Origin of the sequence: Helicobacter cynogastricus (genome assembly GCF_900197855.1) — a bacterium.
Taxonomy (GTDB): Bacteria; Campylobacterota; Campylobacteria; order Campylobacterales; family Helicobacteraceae; genus Helicobacter; species Helicobacter cynogastricus.
This window is the reverse complement of the sequence record NZ_FZMQ01000005.1, coordinates 244,028-260,735: the sequence shown is the minus strand read 5'-3', so window position 1 is coordinate 260,735 and position 16,708 is coordinate 244,028. Positions and strand designations below refer to the sequence as shown.

16 protein-coding genes and 1 tRNA gene are annotated in these 16,708 nt (G+C 43.1%); 9 read left to right on the top strand and 8 right to left on the bottom strand.

From position 1 onward, the window contains the following. The first annotated feature begins 8 nt into the window (after positions 1 to 8). Positions 9 to 1,562 (top strand): sulfatase-like hydrolase/transferase, encoded by a 1,554-nt coding sequence (locus C6H00_RS02625; protein WP_233704376.1) that lies wholly within the window; start codon positions 9 to 11, stop codon positions 1,560 to 1,562. Beyond that, positions 1,549 to 2,118: a lipid A 1-phosphatase LpxE gene (gene lpxE / locus C6H00_RS02620; RefSeq protein WP_104749479.1), complete on the top strand. Its 570-nt coding sequence runs from the start codon at positions 1,549 to 1,551 to the stop codon at positions 2,116 to 2,118. Before C6H00_RS02625 ends, lpxE begins: the two co-directional genes overlap by 14 nt. Here lpxE and C6H00_RS02615 read toward each other — a convergent pair. The 4 genes from C6H00_RS02615 to C6H00_RS02600 are packed head-to-tail and all read right to left on the bottom strand — an operon-like array spanning position 2,108 to position 5,777. Further along, positions 2,108 to 3,049, bottom strand: a complete 942-nt coding sequence (locus C6H00_RS02615; protein ID WP_104749478.1) for a lipid A biosynthesis lauroyl acyltransferase — start codon at positions 3,047 to 3,049, stop codon at positions 2,108 to 2,110. The genes lpxE and C6H00_RS02615 overlap by 11 nt on opposite strands. Further along, entirely contained in the window at positions 3,046 to 4,062 is a 1,017-nt protein-coding gene (waaC, locus tag C6H00_RS02610; RefSeq protein ID WP_104749477.1) for a lipopolysaccharide heptosyltransferase I, read from the bottom strand. The genes C6H00_RS02615 and waaC overlap by 4 nt, the downstream gene beginning before the upstream one ends. Next, positions 4,059 to 5,522: a Ppx/GppA phosphatase family protein gene (locus C6H00_RS02605; protein ID WP_104749476.1), complete on the bottom strand. Its 1,464-nt coding sequence runs from the start codon at positions 5,520 to 5,522 to the stop codon at positions 4,059 to 4,061. Before C6H00_RS02605 ends, waaC begins: the two co-directional genes overlap by 4 nt. Continuing rightward, complete coding sequence (locus tag C6H00_RS02600) at positions 5,523 to 5,777, bottom strand: YfhL family 4Fe-4S dicluster ferredoxin (protein WP_104749475.1); 255 nt, start codon at positions 5,775 to 5,777, stop codon at positions 5,523 to 5,525. A 112-nt stretch (positions 5,778 to 5,889) separates the two neighbouring features. Between C6H00_RS02600 and C6H00_RS02595 the strand changes: the two genes are divergently transcribed. Both C6H00_RS02595 and C6H00_RS02590 read left to right on the top strand, forming a co-directional pair. Beyond that, positions 5,890 to 5,964: transfer RNA gene (locus C6H00_RS02595), tRNA-Asn, on the top strand. A 159-nt stretch (positions 5,965 to 6,123) separates the two neighbouring features. Next, positions 6,124 to 6,702 carry an outer membrane protein gene (locus C6H00_RS02590; protein ID WP_104749474.1) on the top strand — a complete coding sequence of 193 codons (579 nt, stop codon included), beginning with the start codon at positions 6,124 to 6,126 and terminating at the stop codon, positions 6,700 to 6,702. A 52-nt stretch (positions 6,703 to 6,754) separates the two neighbouring features. Here C6H00_RS02590 and dcd read toward each other — a convergent pair whose 3' ends face one another. Then, the gene (dcd, locus tag C6H00_RS02585) at positions 6,755 to 7,315 is read right to left on the bottom strand and encodes a dCTP deaminase (protein WP_104749473.1); all 561 of its coding nucleotides are present in this window, start codon (positions 7,313 to 7,315) and stop codon (positions 6,755 to 6,757) included. Positions 7,316 to 7,390: 75 nt separating this feature from the next. On the opposite strand from dcd, the gene accB reads away from it, so the two are divergent. Both accB and C6H00_RS02575 read left to right on the top strand, forming a co-directional pair. Next, complete coding sequence (gene accB, locus C6H00_RS02580) at positions 7,391 to 7,888, top strand: acetyl-CoA carboxylase biotin carboxyl carrier protein (protein WP_104749472.1); 498 nt, start codon at positions 7,391 to 7,393, stop codon at positions 7,886 to 7,888. Between the two features lie 8 nt (positions 7,889 to 7,896). Further along, positions 7,897 to 9,246 (top strand): acetyl-CoA carboxylase biotin carboxylase subunit, encoded by a 1,350-nt coding sequence (locus C6H00_RS02575; protein WP_104749471.1) that lies wholly within the window; start codon positions 7,897 to 7,899, stop codon positions 9,244 to 9,246. Between the two features lie 13 nt (positions 9,247 to 9,259). On the opposite strand, the gene C6H00_RS02570 is transcribed toward C6H00_RS02575, so the two are convergent. Beyond that, positions 9,260 to 10,906 carry an alpha-keto acid decarboxylase family protein gene (locus tag C6H00_RS02570; protein WP_104749737.1) on the bottom strand — a complete coding sequence of 549 codons (1,647 nt, stop codon included), beginning with the start codon at positions 10,904 to 10,906 and terminating at the stop codon, positions 9,260 to 9,262. Positions 10,907 to 11,192: 286 nt separating this feature from the next. Here C6H00_RS02570 and C6H00_RS02565 point away from each other — a divergent pair, with 286 nt between their 5' ends. Genes C6H00_RS02565 through C6H00_RS02555 form a run of 3 tightly spaced genes read left to right on the top strand, consistent with a single transcriptional unit; the run spans position 11,193 to position 15,495 of the window. Continuing rightward, a complete protein-coding gene (locus C6H00_RS02565; protein WP_104749470.1) occupies positions 11,193 to 12,164 on the top strand; it encodes a hypothetical protein in 972 nt (323 codons plus the stop codon). 10 nt (positions 12,165 to 12,174) lie between these two features. After that, complete coding sequence (locus C6H00_RS02560; RefSeq protein ID WP_158655709.1) at positions 12,175 to 13,989, top strand: AAA family ATPase; 1,815 nt, start codon at positions 12,175 to 12,177, stop codon at positions 13,987 to 13,989. 3 nt (positions 13,990 to 13,992) lie between these two features. Further along, positions 13,993 to 15,495, top strand: a complete 1,503-nt coding sequence (locus C6H00_RS02555; RefSeq protein WP_104749468.1) for a hypothetical protein — start codon at positions 13,993 to 13,995, stop codon at positions 15,493 to 15,495. A gap of 55 nt (positions 15,496 to 15,550) precedes the next feature. Here C6H00_RS02555 and C6H00_RS02550 read toward each other — a convergent pair whose 3' ends face one another. Beyond that, a complete protein-coding gene (locus tag C6H00_RS02550; RefSeq protein WP_199769155.1) occupies positions 15,551 to 15,970 on the bottom strand; it encodes a hypothetical protein in 420 nt (139 codons plus the stop codon). Positions 15,971 to 15,983: 13 nt separating this feature from the next. Beyond that, on the bottom strand, positions 15,984 to 16,655 hold the full coding sequence (locus tag C6H00_RS02545) for a hypothetical protein (protein ID WP_104749466.1): 672 nt from the start codon (positions 16,653 to 16,655) through the stop codon (positions 15,984 to 15,986). Positions 16,656 to 16,708 lie beyond the last annotated feature (53 nt).

The following is a 16,708-nucleotide window of genomic DNA, read 5'->3' as shown; positions in this document are numbered from 1 at the left end:
TTTAAACGATGTTTCGTAAGCTTTTTTCCAAGCCCATCTCTTTTTTTGTGGCTTTGATCGCCTATAGTGCGATTTCTCTTGTATTGTTCCATGCTCCCTTGTTGCACTACATTTTGAATCATCAAGGTGGGTTTGGAATTGTATTGAGTGCTAGTATTGTCTACATCTGCGCGACTAACATGCTGTTTATTGCTTTCTCCATGTTGGGCAATCGATTCATGCAGGTGTTGATGGCACTTTTTAGCGTGGGTAATGCTATTGCCTTTTATTATATCCACACCTACCATGTTTTTTTAACCAAAAACATGATGGGCAATGTCTTAAATACAAATGCCCATGAAGCAGGCGAATTGTTGGGTGGATGGCTATGGATTTATGTACTGATAGGCTTGGGTGTGGGGGCTTTTTTTTACGCCCTTTCCATTAAAAAAGCTAAATTTAAGATAAAGGCTTGGGTGTTTGCTGGCTCTCTTGCTCTGTGCGCTATCTGGGCACTCAGCCATGCCAAGCAGTGGCTCTTTTTTGATCACCATGCTAAATACATCGGTGGGTTGGTCCTACCCTATAGTTACAGCGTGAATGCTGTACGGGTAGCTTTAGCCTCACTACATCAAAGTCCACCAAAACTTCTGGATAATATTCATCTTGAATCTAATAAAGCGGTTGTGATTTTGGCCATTGGGGAGAGCGCACGGCGGGCTAACTATGGTATTTATGGGTATACTAGAGCTACCACGCCCAAGTTACAAGAGCGCTTGAATCGCCATGAAATTTTAGCCCTTCAAGCCACTTCCTGTGCCACTTACACCACAGCCGCGCTCTCGTGCATACTCACGAGCCAAAAGGGTTATGAAAATCTCCCCTCTTTTTTGCACCGACAGGGCGTTAAGGTAGTGTGGCTCAGTCTTAATAGTGCCGAGCCCCCTATGAGCATTGATTGGAAGCCTAGCAAGGACATATGGCAGAAGTGGCTTAAATCTCAAGGGGTAGAAGCTAAGGTGTTAGATTTTGATGTGGCTCTAGCGCACGCTTTGCCCTTTTTAATGGCGCGTTACCCTGATGATAATTTATTGATCGTTTTGCATCTCAAAGGCTCTCATGGCCCTTTGTATGTGGATAAGATACCTCACAATTTTGCTCCCTTTAAACCTATCTGCACAAACAGCGAGCCTAGCACCTGCGATCTTAAGAGTTTAGTGAACGCCTATGACAACACGATCGCTTATAATGACTTAGTGCTAGATACCATGATAAATACTTTGCAACACACCCAACGCCAAGCGTTGTTATTGTATATGAGCGACCATGGAGAAAGTCTAGGTGAACATGGACTATATTTGCATGGCACACCTTTTTTACTAGCCCCTAATTTTCAAAAAGAAGTTCCTTTTGTTGTCTATGCGAACGATCCCTTTAGAAAGGCACATGCATTTAAACCTCTTCAAAACCAATATTCTCAAGAGATGATTTTTCCTAGCATCTTGGGCGCATTTGGTGTGCAAGGCTCTAGCAATGCCTATAATCCTAATTTAGACATCTTTAAACCCTATGGACAACACTAAATTTAAAAGTCTCTATGCTCAAAGTCTCCCCAAACAGCTCCCTTTAAAGAGCATTGTTTTTTTTATCTTGCTCTTTGTAATCGGGGCGATCGCTCCCTTCCCTAAAATCGCCAAACAACCCCAAGTCCCTCTAGTCTTTAGCACCACCGAACATTATGCCCGCTTTGTGCCTACTATTACCTCTTTTGCTCTGCCCTTGCTAAAAAGAGATGCAGTAGGTTTAATTCAAATTGTGCATGTGAGTATTGCGACTACTATCGCCACACACGCGCTCAAATGGGGACTGAATGATGTTGTGATCTTTGGTAGGCGTTTGGGTGAACGCCCTAGTGGAAGCTCTAAAAACATGCCTAGTGGGCATTCCTCCATGATTGCTTGTGCCTTAGCTTTTTTAGTGCGCCGTTATGGTTGGGTGTGGCTGATCTTTTTACCTTTAGCCTTTTTAACAATGGGCGCACGCATTTATTATAACGCCCACACCATTGGCGCGCTGATTGCTGGTTTTAGTGTGGGCGTGCTGTGCGTGCTATATCTAACCAGTCGGTTTAAGACTTAGGCTTGCGATAAATTTCAGGGTGTGTGCTTTTAAAACGCCGATGAAACCAAAACCAGCTTTCGGGGTGATCTCTAATAATTTGCTCACTTAAAGTCGCTTGTGCCTGCGTGGCTTCCAAGATGTCTGCTTGGGCATTGGAGGTGTTATTAACTCTAATGGGGGGGTAGTAAGTGGCAGTGTAGTGGCTGTAATCCTCATTAAAATCTACAATTACAGCCACAATAGAGATATTGTAACGGCGGGCTAAAATTGAGGCGATGGTTGTATGGGTAGCCTTTTGGCCAAAAAACTCGACCTCAACCCCCTCTTTGGGCGAAATGTTTTGATCGACCAAAATGCCTACCAAGCCTTTACCTCTATTGTAAATTTTTAAAAGCTCTTTAAATGCCCCCATTTTGTCAATAAAGCGCACACCAAAAGCTTCGCGCCGTTTAATCAACATGGCATTTACAGGCGCAAATTTGGTGAGTCGCCCCAAAGACCCTCTTTCTTGATCGCCGTGGTATTGGGCTAAAGAAGTCCCAATGGCCTCCCAATACCCAAAGTGCATGCCCATTACCACCGCTTGCCCGTCTTTTTCTAACACTTCTAGTACATGGTGGTGATCTACTAGCTCAAAACGCGCATCATACTCTGTTTTAGGTAAAAACACCACCCGCATGCTCTCTAGCACAATGAAAGCCAAATTGTCATACCCACGCCTAATGATCGCCTCTTTGCGTGCGTGATCCATTTGCGGGAATACAAAATCCAAATTCGCCCGCGCATCCCAATAGCGTCGCCGATCCAACTTAGCCATCACAAAACCTAACCCGCGCACACATGCCACAAATCCCCTATGAGGCATTTTAGCCAAGCCCCACCCTACAGCATTACTGCTCCATTCCAACACTTTGCTACAGAAAATCCCCCACTCTCTACGCATACTCATTTAACTCCTCCTAATACTTGCAAAATGGCTTGTGCCACCTGTTTTGGGGAGATATTTTGGATCGAAAAGTCTTTTTTAGAATAATTGGCCTGCGCGTTGCCCACTAGGGCGATATGATCTTTTCCCTTGAGCTCAAAGCGTTCCTTAGGCGTGTTGCCATAGAGGGTTACAGAAGGGATTTGCAATGCCCATGCTAAATGTACAATACCCGTGTCTCCGCCCACAACCGCATGCATGCGAGAAACTAGCGTTTTAACACTATCTAGTTGTAAGGGTGGGAGCAAGGTGGTAGGAATATAGGGCTTAAGAGCGCGGTAAAGGGCTTTAGCATGATCGGGTTGAGCATGCCACAAGAGCACGATTTCTAGCCCCACATTTTGGAGTGCTTGTCCAACTTGTGCGAAGCTCTCCCATGGATAAATCTTATTAGGCTTGGAAGCCTCTAAAACAAATAAAATTTTAGAGTGTGGATTGTCTAGCTTTCTGAGGGAAGGACACAAGGGCAAGTGAAAGGCCTTATGGCGTTGCTCTAAGCAATCCTCCCATTTGCACGCGCCTAGCATGCTAAAACCTTTCTCTAACACCGCTTGATTGCGTTTGAGGATGTGTGTACTATAAGGGATGGTCACCTTGTGGTTATAAAAAAAGCTTGCTAGAGGCTCGCGGATCGAAGAGCGATCAAAGCCTACAAACGCCTTCTTAGATAGCCATGCTCCCAAGAAAGCAGACTTGAGCAATCCCTGCATATCGATCAACACATCTAGGTTTTCAATCTCTCTAAGGGTGCGGAAAAAACGCCAAATTTTAAGGGGATTTTTAGTACGCAATGTCTGCTTATAGGAAAGAATGTGAAGCTTGTCAATGTAGGGAGAATATTGTAAAAGGGGAGCAAAAAGGGAATCTACAAACCAATGGATTTGGACACTAGGGTAGCGTTGTTTGAGAAAAGGTAAAAAAACCGCACTCACAACCACATCCCCCATTGCAGAGAGACGGATAATACCCACTTTCATAAAAAGTCGATGTCCATAGAAATGGGTGTACTTAATTTGCGGATTGCCTCCTGACAGAGATAAAGCTCTTTGCTACTTTTAATTTGTAGAGTTTTGCCCTTGAGGATATAAGATATATCTTTGGGCACGCGCGTGGTACAGAGTGCCTCAGCTAAACCTAAAATAAAGCTCAACCACTGCAGAGTTAAAATCGGAGGCATGATCGCGCTGATATGAGCGATGTTACTATCTTTAGGGATTTTTTTCTGACTAAATTGCACTAAGAGACAAATAATCGCCCTTTCTTGGTGTGAAAAACCATAACTAAGAGCATTGAGGGCTAAATAAGCCGCATGCTTGTGCGCACCATAAAAGTTTAGCACCTTGCCAATGCTAGAGAGTTGTCCAGCGATTTTAAGATGATAGAGATAGTCCGCAGAAATGCCGTGTAGAGGCTGCAGAGTCTCAAAAAGTTTAACACAAACTTGCTTGACCTCTTGACTATGTTTGGCATGGGGTAAAAAACGATCGAGCAAAGAAAGAATAGAGGGATTAACATCTTTTGGAAAGCTATGTTTGTGGTTGCGCAACATATCGCTCAAAAACACCCCTTCGCGTACACCCACTCCACTTGCAATCATCTTTTCAGGGCGCAAGTGTTGTAAAAGCGCCCATAAAATTAATGCACCGCTACGGATACTATCTTGTCGATCCTCGCTCACACCTAGCACCTCTAAGCGTGCTTCTGAGCTACTAGCAATTTCATAGATAAAATCCAAATGTTCCCCCACACCCATTTCATACCCATGTACGGCCTCGATGGGATAGTTACTACGGCGCATAGCAAGTTTTGCAATGGCGCGGATAGTGCCCCCCACTCCAAAGACTTGTGCGCTCTTATAGTGGGTGGGAATGTGGCTAAATTCTTTACGGATAAAATCTAAAGCACTTTGCAAAGGCGCATTTTTGTCAAAAAAAAGCTCTTTGAGGCGGATTGTGCCCAAATTCAAAGAAAGTAAACCAACGATTTTGCCCCCCTTGATGAGCGCACACTCCGTGCTACCTCCACCAATATCAATAGTGATCCCATCTTTATGGTGCAAGAGATTTGCACAAGCCACACCCCCATAAAAAGCTTCTTTTTTGCCATCAATCACTTTAATGCGCAACCCACATTCTTTACGCACTAATGCGACAAATTCTTGAGCATTAGGCGCATCGCGGACCGCGCTTGTAGCTACACACAGAAGTTTTTTACTCTTATATTTCTCTGCAATTTCTCTAAATTCACTAAGAGCTCTGAGAGCCCTTTTAATCGGGGCCTTTTGTAAAACCCCTCCATGTTCGTAAGTGCCTTGAGAAATGCGTACTTTAGATTTGAGTTCATAGAGCAAATAAAACCCAAATTGGCTTGTCTTTTTAAAGATAGCCATACGCATAGAGTTTGAACCAATGTCAATAATGGTGGTGATTTTGGCCATTTAAAATTCAGAGTCGCGGAGTGCTTGGTATTTATCTTGGAGTTCTTCAGAGCTTTCAGTGTTGTGCGGATCAGGGATAATCGCATCTACAGGACAAACCCCCACACAACTAGGCTCATCACTATAGCCTACGCACTCTGTGCAACGATCAGGATCGATGCTATAAATAGGATCGTTTTCATCAATGGCTTCTGTGGGGCATTCTTCTCGACAGGCATCGCAAGCGATACACTCTTGACTAACCAACAAAGACATGAAAAAACCTTTACGAATGAATTTAAACGACACATACTACTAACAGCAAGCTTAAGAGTAAACTAAAAAGCTTGACAAATATTAAAAGAATTGTGTATAATAAAGTTTTTATTCCAGATTAGCTCAGCGGTAGAGTAGGCGGCTGTTAACCGCTTGGTCGTAGGTTCGAATCCTACATCTGGAGCCACTCTCCTTATTTCCCTTCTTATCCTAATCTAAGAAAAATGGTTTTCTGTTTACTTTAGCGTTAAGTTTTTGGTCGATGTATAGAGTGGATCGTAAATAGTAAAGTGGAACACTATTCGCTTTGCTGTTTACATCTTTAATTTTGATAAGGAGTTTTCAAATGGCTTTTAAGACAACAAGAGGCTTGGCATTTATGGCGTTGATGGCATTAGGTGGTTTTCAGGTTGCACAAGCAGAAACAAATGGTTTCTTTGTGGGTCTTGGTTACCAACAAGGTAAAGCAGGGAACTACACTGGATCCCTTGCAAAAGGTTTGGATATTTATGGTATGGGCGTACAGGTTGGGGGCGTAGGCTTTGCAAATAAATGGTTTGGTGGTCGGATTTATGGCTTTTTAGACTGGAACAATAGCAACCAGTTAGGATTAACCAATAGTGATAAGTGGAATCTTTATACCTATGGGGGCGCAGCCGATGCAATCGTGAACTTCATCTCTACAGATCCTTTCTCTATGGGGATTGTGGGTGGTATCCAGCTTGCGGGCAATACAGCCACTTATGCGAATGTGCAACACACAGCTTTCCAATTCCTCTTTAATGTGGGTGGCAGAATGCGCATTATGAAACACTCTGCTTTTGAAGCGGGCATTAAGTTTCCCATGGTGCCTGAGAATTGGGGCTTTGTTGAAAAACAAAAACGCCATTACGCTTGGTATGTTAACTATGTTTTCACTTTCTAGGCTAGCCTAGAAAAAAGAGGAGGGGCTCGCATTGATCTTGTATCTTGGCTTCCTAGCCAATTTTTGGCAGAGTGATTCCGCTCTGTCCTTGATATTTACCCCGCTTATCTTTATAACTCACCGCACAAACGCTATCTGCTTGCAGAAAAATCACCTGAGCGATTCCCTCATTTGCATACACCTTAGCGGGCAAAGAAGTCGTGTTAGAAATTTCAATGGTGATATGCCCCTCAAACTCGGGTTCAAAGGGAGTTACATTGACAATAATGCCACAGCGCGCATAAGTGCTCTTGCCCAAACAAATCGCTAATACATCCTTAGGCATGGTAATGCGTTCGATGCTGTGGGCCAAAGCAAAGGCGTTAGGAGGAATGAGTACAGCGTCCTCTGTGTGCACTGCGCGCACCAACTTGGGATCAAAATTCTTTGGGTCTACTACGCCATTTTGTTGAGGTTCAAAAATTAAAAACTCTGTACCCACACGAATATCATAGCCATAGCTACTTAGGCCGTAACTAATAGTCCCCTTAGAAACCTGTTTGGCACAAAAAGGGGTGATCATTTGATGCTCTAAACTCATCTTCTCAATCCATGTATCTGCCTTCAATCCCATCCCTGCCCTTTCACGATTCAAAAATCATGTTATTATACTACAGCTGATCCCAGCCATCTACCATCAAGGAAAATTATGAAGATTGCAGATATTCAGGACCTCATTCATTCTTTTGATCAAAGCGGTGTGAATCATATGAAACTCAAATTAGAAAACCTAGAGCTGATCCTAGATAAAAACGCCAAAAGAGTTTCTTCTCATCCTGAACCTATTTTAAGTCAGTCCGTCCCTGCACAAACCCCCCCTACCTTTATCCAAACCCCTACAGCCAGTGCCTGTGCGCTCAGCGGCACTGCAGGGGCAGCTAGCGTTTCTAATGGCACTAAAGAACAAGGAGATTACATCCTCTCACCTATGGTAGGCACTTTTTACCACCGCCCTTCCCCCAATGCAAACCCCTATGTGAGCGTGGGGGACATTATTAAAAAGGGACAAACAATCGGGATTGTAGAAGCTATGAAAATTATGAATGAAATTGAAGCTGAGTGCGATTGCAAGGTGCTTTCCATTGAAGTAGACGATGCGACAGCAGTGGAATATGGCACACAACTTGTCAAGATTGAAAAACTTTAGGGGGTTATATGCAAGCACCCAAAACTAAAAACCTACAACGCATCTTGATTGCCAATCGTGGGGAAATTGCCCTACGCGCTATCCAAACCATTGCCGAGATGGGAAAACAATCTATTGCTGTGTATTCGAGTGCAGATAAAGACGCACATTATCTTGATACAGCCAGTGCTAAAGTGTGCATTGGAGGACCTAAATCCTCTGAGAGCTATCTCAATGTACCTGCCATTATTAGTGCGGCGGAACTTTTTGAGGCAGATGCCATTTTTCCGGGCTATGGTTTTTTAAGTGAGAATCAAAATTTTGTAGAAATTTGCTCTCATCATGGAATCGAATTTATCGGACCTGATGCTAGGGTAATGGCTTTGATGGGGGATAAATCTAAAGCTAAAGCGGTTATGAGAGAGGCAGGTGTGCCCGTCATTGAGGGAAGTGAGGGGGTTTTGCGTGGGTATGAAGAAGCCCTTAAAGTCGCAGAGCGAATCGGCTTTCCTATCATCATTAAGGCAGCTAATGGAGGTGGAGGGCGGGGAATGCGCGTAGTTGAAGACCCTAGTTTATTAAAAAATCTCTACCTAGCAGCTGAAACCGAAGCACTAAGTGCCTTTGGAGATGGAAGCGTCTATATTGAAAAATTTATCAAAGACCCCAAGCACATTGAGGTGCAAATTTTAGCCGATAAACATGGCAATGTGTTGCACATTGGTGAGCGGGATTGTTCGACTCAAAGACGGCAACAAAAACTCATTGAGGAAACGCCTGCGATGGTTTTAGATACCTCTGTGCGCACTAAACTTTTGGAAACCGCTACAAAAGCAGCCAAACACATCGGTTATGTGGGGGCGGGAACTTTTGAGTTTTTGCTAGATAGCAATGGTAAAGACTTTTATTTTATGGAAATGAACACCCGTTTACAAGTCGAACACACAATAAGTGAGATGGTGAGTGGGCTGAATTTCATTGAATGGATGATTCGCATTGCAGAAGGCGAAAAACTCCCTCCACAAAAAAATATCTGCTTGCAGGGACATTCTATAGAATGCCGCATCACAGCTGAAGATCCACAAAGCTTTTACCCATCTGCAGGCACGATTAAAGCTTGGATCGCCCCGGGTGGAATTGGCGTGCGTTTGGACACCCATGCTTACGCCGGCTATAGCGTGCCAACTTTCTATGACTCTATGATTGGTAAACTCATCGTGCATGCTCCCAATCGCGATCAAGCGATCTTAAAAATGAAACGCGCGCTTAAAGAATTTAAGGTAGAGGGCATTAAAACGACTATCCCTTTCCATCTTAGCATGCTCGATAACCCTGATTTCCGCCAAAACAAGATTCACACCAAATACCTAGAGGTCTAACCCCTCTTTCTCCCTAGTAACTATTTTGTGCCGAGAAAAGCTCACCTAGTTTTTTCAACAAGGTGGGCGCGTCCTCTCTATCCATCAAAACTTCAATCAAAACCAGTTTATCGGAATGTTGGTATGCGTCCTTCAAGGCTTGAGAAAAATCTTCTATGTTAGAAACCTTAAAGGCGAGTGCGCGGCGTTGCAAGTTGACATCAAAAACCTCAAGCAACTTTGTATAATGCCACATGTTGATGTCGTTATACTTACGATTAGGTCCATGAATGCAACGCTCCACCGTGTAGCCATCGTTATTAACCACAATGATGATAGGAGCGATATTTTCTTTAAGCATGGTTGAGAGTTCTTGTGCGCTGAGTTGCAATGAGCCATCACCCACCAATAGAATATTTTTGCGCTTTTTATCAGCTAAACAAGTCCCTAACAGCGCGCCAAAGGTGTAGCCAATCGAGCCCCAAAGAGGTTGCCCCACAAAACACACCTCATCAGGCAACTTGATCCCTATTGCTCCAAAAAAAGAAGTGCCCTGTTCGGCAATCAAAACATCTTTAGGGTGTAAATGTTGTTCAATCACTTGAAAAAATGCATGCTGGGTAAGTTTGCCCTCTAATTTGCGTTTGGCTTTGGCAGATTGTTTAATAGGAAGTGTAGCGTTAAATTTGAGAGTAGAGATTTTTTTTAAAACATCTTGCATCAAAATATCGCTATAAATCTTATCTCCTATTTTGCTATAAAAGGGGTGGATTTCAATTGTGGGCGTGGGCTCAGGGCAAATGTAATTAAAGCCAGCTGTGAGCGAATCGGTGAGCTTAACCCCAATTAAAAGCGTATAATCTGAACTTTTAATAGCGTCGGTAACTTTATCATCGCTCAAAATCCCATTATAGATTCCAATAAAATTAGGATGATTCTCAGGAAAAACCCCCTTGCCCATCGCTAGCGAAGCAATAGGCAGATTAGATTTTTCAATAAAATCGTACAGAGCTTGGTTGAGGCAGTGGCGATTCACCTCGTAATCGGCCAACACAATTACAGACTGGGCCTGCTTTATTTCCTGCTTCAACGCCTCAATAAAGGCATTGAGGGTTTTCTTATCGCTCTTGGATTTGTAGCGTAGCGGGGATGACATAGCAATTTGAATATTAGGTACATCTGCAGGAATCCCAATATAAACAGGCTTTTTTTGCAAATAGCACTCTGCCAAAACTCTATCTATTTCATTTTTGGCATTTTGTTTATCCAAAATAGTTTGGGTAGCTGTAACCTCTTTATACATGTTATAAAATTTCATAAACTCGCCATCGCCCAGCGTATGATGTACAAGTCGTTTATTCTTAGAAACATTCCTAGAGGGCATCCCCACGATTTTCACCACAGGCACACTCTCTGCATACGCCCCTGCAATGCCATTGATTGCACTCAACTCTCCAACCCCAAATGTGGTGAGCAAGGCTGCCATAGACTTAATACGCCCATAACCATCTGCAGCATAAGATGCATTGAGCTCATTGCAATTCCCCACCCATTCTAAGTGTGGATCGTCTTCTATGAGGTCCAAAAATCCCAAATTATAATCCCCGGGTACGCCAAAAATATGCTTAATCCCGTAATCTTTGAGTCTATCTAGTAAATACTGCCCAATTGTTGTTTTCATGTTGAAGTCTCCTAGCAAATTAAAAACATCAAAAAAACTAATGACACTCAAATTATAACTTTTTATCGTTACTAACAAACAATAAACGCATAAAAAGATTATCTGTAATCTAAAAACAATTTTTTGCACACCCCCTAAATCTGTCCAAGACCAACGGAATGAATCATGCATAAATATTATTAATCAGAAAGTCAAGAATCTTTAAGTTATGTAAAGTTAAGCGCAAATTACACAAGGAAGTAAGCACCATAATGTATAATGGGAGCTTATCTTTAAGGAGGATTATATGAAACTAGCTAAATTTGCTTTAACTTGTGATGGGGAGAAGATCACCAGCCTAGAACAACTCAAAGAGCATTTTAATCTTTTAGATGTGCTGGAACACTACAAAACTAACACCTTATGGCGTTGGCTTAGATCGAGGGGGTATCAAAACGAATTAGCAGGCATCGAGGCGATCACAGCCACGCAAGATACTGAGATTTTAAAAGCCTTGTGTGGGGTGTTTGGGATCGGTGTAGATCAAGAAACGATCGCACAAATTTTAAACCAACAAAAAGCCCTATCAGATAAAGAACAAGCAACCAAAGCCCAGCTAGAGCGCTTGATAAATCTACAAGACCAGCTTACCAAACAGCAACAAGAATACCAACAACGCCTAGCCCAACACCAGCAAGCCCTGCATTCTTGCTACCAGCAACAAGAGGATAACTTAAAACAAATGGCGCTAGAAAAAATCGCTCCCTACACGATTTCTAGCTATCTTAAAGCGTATTCTCAGCTTAAAGCTCGACTTTTCAATGTCCAAGATTTAGAAAGTGGTAAAACTATTTTAAGGAAGTTGTTTCAAAATTATACCGAACTATTTGAAATAGAGAGATGGGACATAATGCACCAATTGCATTATGAAAGTCGATTTGCGCGCGCGTATCAGCTTGTCCTACTAATATATGTTTTTGCCAATGTTTCTACAAGAGATTTGTTGTTTCCACTTGAAGATACTGGCACGCTTAAATATGCGCTTGCATCGTGTGCTAAAACTTATTGTGGTCCTAAATTTGTTAGTTATGTTCATACTTGTAATCCCAATACGATCACTCTTATCGAAGGTAGCAGACTCAACGGGTATAAACTAAGCCAGTTAATATTTACATCCAAAAAGCCTTTAGAGTGGCCTTTTTATATCGCTTTGAAACACTATGCGGGCAAGATACAAATAACAAATAATGAAATTATTTACGAACTCCCCGCCCTTTAAAGGAACTCCCATGCCCACTTCCCTAACCCACCAACTCCAACAACTCATAGACACCCATGCCCCTATTCTCTACATGTCTTGCCAAGATAAGGACGCGCTAGATAGCCTGATCGCACAAGTTAGAGGGAATAGGGAATGTTTAGAATTTGACCACGCCTTAGGTGCACTCGACTTTGCCACAAAAAGACCTTTAGGCGAGTCAGAAAGCTTAGATAGCTTTTTAGATAAGGTGCGCGATCGCCCCTTTGATCAAGAACTCTTTATCGTGCTCAAGGACATCGACCAACAGCTAGAACAAGAACCCAAAGTGGTCGCCCTCTTGCAACGCATGGCGCGTAGTATCTTAAGCAAAGAGGATTACAGCGCAACTATCTTTATTTTCTCCAGCCATTTAGGCACGCCCAACATTCCCAAAGAACTAGAAATTTACACCCGTATTTTTGATATTCCCTTCCCGGATAAAGCGCAAATTTTAGAAATCATCAACCACTTTGTGCAGGCAAACCACCTAAGCCTAGAACCCCAAGTGGCTAATGAGCTTGTCCTAGATTGTAAGGGCTTAAGGGGCGTGCAGATCGAGCAGATTTTGCGTTTGGCTTTTTACGAACAAGGGGGCATTAATGCCCAAAGTCGGGATTTTGTGATCAAAGAAAAAGAACAGCGCATTAAAAAGACCAATCTTTTAGAGATGGTGCGCCCTAAAGAGGGCGAGGACTTAGAACACATGGGTGGGTTAGAAAGACTCAAAATTTGGCTAAGGCAACAAGCTAAGATCATCGCCCATTTGGATTTAGCTATGCAAAAGGGCGTAGATATGCCTAAGGGTGTGCTGGTGGTGGGCGTGCCCGGGTGTGGGAAGTCTTTAAGTGCTAAAGCGTGTGCGGGGTTATTCAAACTACCCTTAGTGCGCCTAGATGTGGGGCGTTTATTTGGGAAATTTGTCGGGCAGAGTGAGGAGAATATGCGTGCGGCTTTGCAACTAGCTGAAGCCATTAGCCCCTGTGTGCTCTGGATTGATGAGATTGAAAAGGCCTTTAGTGGAATGGGGGCTAATGAGGGCGCGCACGAGGTGAGCAGGCGGCTATTTGGGCATTTTCTCACATGGATGGAGGAGAAAACCAGTATGGTTTTCATTGTGGCTACGGCCAATGACATCACCCGCTTTCCCCCCGAGTTTTTAAGAAAAGGGCGGTTTGATGAACTCTTTTTTGTGGATTTGCCCGGTGAAAAAGAGAGAGAACAGATTTTAACAATCCATTTGCAAAAACGCCACCAAAATTCCCAAAATCTCGATTTAAACAAGTTAGCCAAAGAATGCGAGGGCTTTAGCGGGGCAGATTTAGAAAACCTAGTCAAACTCGCCGTGCAAGAGAGCTTTATTGAAAATAAAAGCTTAAGCCTTGACTTCTTGCAAAAAGCTCTAAAAGCCACCACCCCTATTACCAAGACTATGCACGCCAAAATCCACGCCATTAGAATCCAAGCTAAAAAGTTGTGTTTGCAAAATGCAGGTTATGCTGTGTTTGAGGAGGAGGGTGTAAGCGATAGCACAGCTTGTGATTACAGCACAAAATTAAGGGAAAAAATCCGCTTGAATGTGCGCAATAAATTAGTGCGTGCCTTAGTGCGTTTAGATAAAAACGCGGGCGAGGAATACGATGCGGGCGAACTTAGCGATATCTCTAGCATGCTAAATTTAGTGCAATCCATTGATAGTTTTTATCAGTCTATAGAGGGTCTTGTGGTTTCCTGTGGAGCTAGCTCCAGTGCTAAAGAATATAAAGCACACAAACCTATATACCTTGACTACGACAAAAAGGATTAAGGCATGCAACCTACAAAACTTGTTTTAAGCCCCATGCCTAGCCTTTTACCCGACTTCACCCCCGAGCAAGCCCACGCTTTTAGCGCAATTCTAGGGCGTTTCTTAGAGGCACAAGAAAAGGATGGGTTAGCTGGCATTGAGGCGCAGTTAGCTTTAGAGTTGCCCGAAAGTAATGCTAAGGCAATTAGGGAGGAAATAGAGGCAGAAGTTAAAATCTATGAGGATAAACAAAAATCCTTAGAAAAAGCCCTAGAAAATGGGCGCACCAAAGAGCAATGGCTGGCTAGCGAAATACACAGAGCCACCCAAAACCTAGCCACCCAAGAGGCTATGCCCTATCTGAATAACCTAGATCAGGCGATCCAACAAGCTAACTATGAAATGCAAAGTGTCTTACTCACTAACGAGAATGTCATTAGTCAAAACCCTAATTTAGATGGCTTTATTGCCGAGCAATGGCATGTTAATCAATTCAATTTGAACGCTACAGCCACGGGTTCGCCCTACCGGGCTGAGATGGTGCAACCTGAGGGCGGATACACTAAAAACGGCGTGGATATTGTGGTAAAAGACGCAGAGGGTAAGATTGTTAGCCACTACCAATCCAAATACGGGCAGGACGCACAGAGCACAAAAGAACTTTTTGAAAAGGGCGACTATCGGGGGCAACAAAAGCTAGTCCCCAGTGAGCAAAAGGCACAACTACAAGAACAAGGGCTTAAAGTTACGGACAAAATAGAAGCCCCCGATGGCACGACTAGCCAACCTTTAAGCAAGGCAGAGGCTAAAGAGTTACAAACAAAAGCCCAACAAAAGAATGAAATTCCCCAAAAAGATTATAATGATTATCAAGCCAAAGATTTAGCTAGAGGTATAGGCAAAGAGGCGGGTAAAGCTGGAGCTATTAGTGCGGTGGTTTCTCTAGGTATCGATGTGTTTTCGCATCTTTTTTCTAAAGAAAAAATGACCCCACAAAAGGCGCAAGAAATGGCAAAAAGGGCGATTACTAGCGGTGCAGACACGGGGGCTAAAACCGCTATGGCAGCCGCCATTAAGGTCGCTGCTGAAAGGGGAGTTTTTCCTAAAATGTGTGGGGCTAAAAATGTTTTTGTGGCACTAGGCACGCTAGCCATCGATCATCTCAAGGTGATTTACCAATTTGGCAAGGGCGAAATCACCAGCGAGCAGGCGATAGAAAAGTTGCATGAAAACTCCCTCTCCACAATTGCGGGTATTGTTTTTGCTGCCGCAGGTGAGTATGCGCTTATGGTGATTGGAGCAATCTTTGGACCTATTGGTATGGCTGTGGGTGGTTTTATAGGCACAACTTTAGGCTATATCGCAGGCTCGGCAGTGGGGCAAAAGATCGCCAGTGCCTCTAAAACTATTGTTTCTAGCGTGGTGAGCGGGATCAAATCGGCTATCAGTGCTGTAGGCAGTGCGGTTAAATCTGTGGCGAGTGGGTTTAAATCGGCGTTCAAAGCAGTGGCGGGACTGTTTAGCTAGACTTAAAGAAATAACGCACGATCGGGCAAAAGAGAACCCCCTGCCCTAAAGACGACTAAATGAGCCACCAATGATAGAACGCCACAAGCACCAAGAGGATGCCAATACCTCCATAAAAGGGCAAAACACTTTGGCTTTTGGCAATTTGAAACCAAGAATCCACTTGAGTCTTAAATTCTTCTACATCCACATCAAAAAGACGATCGTCATGTTCTAGGCGGTACTTAATAAGCCATGTGTATTTTTTCCTAAACATTCTCTCCAATCTTAGATAAAATGCGTCTAAATACCAAAAGGCGCAAAGAGGGATAAAGGCGATTAAAAAAGAAGCTCCCTGCCCTACTTTTAAAGCAAGCACTCCAGCCACTAACGCCACAGTCCATTTTTTGATCTCTAAGGAATTAGAGGCCATTCTCTTAATAATTTCCTCAAGATTTTTAACCTCTTCTGCGAGGATTTTAATTCGATCGTTCAAGACAATTACTCCACTAGGCGATACCTGATAGCTTTTTTAGCAGTTCCTCTAGCTTGATGGGCGTCATGCGCCCACTCGCCAAAATATCTTCTACTCCATAATAACAGGGCATTGGCTTAAAATCCTGACTTTCTAACCCAAAACTTTCATCAAGCCTTCCTATTTTTCTTTGCTTTAGCAACAGGCTTGCCATTTGTAGTTCAAAGTAAATCCAAGGAGAATGCGTATATCTACTACCGCGCACATCAGACATGGTAATAGAGCCTTCAGTTTCTACAAAAATAAAACATTTACAACTCTGAATCATTTGGGCCAAAGCGGTAAAAAGCATAGCATGTAAGTGTTCTGCCACACTATCTGCCCTATACTCTTTCTCTAATTTCGCCTGCGCCTTGCGTACATGTTGCCAATATAAGGAATCAATGAACACCTCATATTGAGACATCTGCGACTCAATGACTGCTTTTACATAACAAGCCTTACTAAAATCATCATGGGCATGGGAGAGAAAAACGCATTGTTTACCCTTTGGAAATAGCATCTCCTGTAATTCTTTTCCCATAAACTTTCCTGACTGGCAAGCTTTCTTGAAAATTTCTACTAAACCATGATTGATTTTAAACGACTGTTTGTCTTCCCAGCAAGCAGGGGGCTTAACGCCATCAAGCTTGTACATTTTATCCATGTCTTGTTCTCCTTATGCGCTACACTAAAAACCCAATCACGCAAGCCTATCTG

Bases quoted from the DNA above. Each gene is read 5' to 3' on its own strand.
- C6H00_RS02625 (WP_233704376.1), top strand. From the start codon at position 9: ATGTTTCGTAAGCTTTTTTCCAAGCCCATCTCTTTTTTTGTGGCTTTG.
- lpxE (WP_104749479.1), top strand. From the start codon at position 1,549: ATGGACAACACTAAATTTAAAAGTCTCTATGCTCAAAGTCTCCCCAAA.
- C6H00_RS02615 (WP_104749478.1), bottom strand. From the start codon at position 3,049: ATGAGTATGCGTAGAGAGTGGGGGATTTTCTGTAGCAAAGTGTTGGAA.
- waaC (WP_104749477.1), bottom strand. From the start codon at position 4,062: ATGAAAGTGGGTATTATCCGTCTCTCTGCAATGGGGGATGTGGTTGTG.
- C6H00_RS02605 (WP_104749476.1), bottom strand. From the start codon at position 5,522: ATGGCCAAAATCACCACCATTATTGACATTGGTTCAAACTCTATGCGT.
- C6H00_RS02600 (WP_104749475.1), bottom strand. From the start codon at position 5,777: ATGTCTTTGTTGGTTAGTCAAGAGTGTATCGCTTGCGATGCCTGTCGA.
- C6H00_RS02590 (WP_104749474.1), top strand. From the start codon at position 6,124: ATGGCTTTTAAGACAACAAGAGGCTTGGCATTTATGGCGTTGATGGCA.
- dcd (WP_104749473.1), bottom strand. From the start codon at position 7,315: ATGGGATTGAAGGCAGATACATGGATTGAGAAGATGAGTTTAGAGCAT.
- accB (WP_104749472.1), top strand. From the start codon at position 7,391: ATGAAGATTGCAGATATTCAGGACCTCATTCATTCTTTTGATCAAAGC.
- C6H00_RS02575 (WP_104749471.1), top strand. From the start codon at position 7,897: ATGCAAGCACCCAAAACTAAAAACCTACAACGCATCTTGATTGCCAAT.
- C6H00_RS02570 (WP_104749737.1), bottom strand. From the start codon at position 10,906: ATGAAAACAACAATTGGGCAGTATTTACTAGATAGACTCAAAGATTAC.
- C6H00_RS02565 (WP_104749470.1), top strand. From the start codon at position 11,193: ATGAAACTAGCTAAATTTGCTTTAACTTGTGATGGGGAGAAGATCACC.
- C6H00_RS02560 (WP_158655709.1), top strand. From the start codon at position 12,175: ATGCCCACTTCCCTAACCCACCAACTCCAACAACTCATAGACACCCAT.
- C6H00_RS02555 (WP_104749468.1), top strand. From the start codon at position 13,993: ATGCAACCTACAAAACTTGTTTTAAGCCCCATGCCTAGCCTTTTACCC.
- C6H00_RS02545 (WP_104749466.1), bottom strand. From the start codon at position 16,655: ATGGATAAAATGTACAAGCTTGATGGCGTTAAGCCCCCTGCTTGCTGG.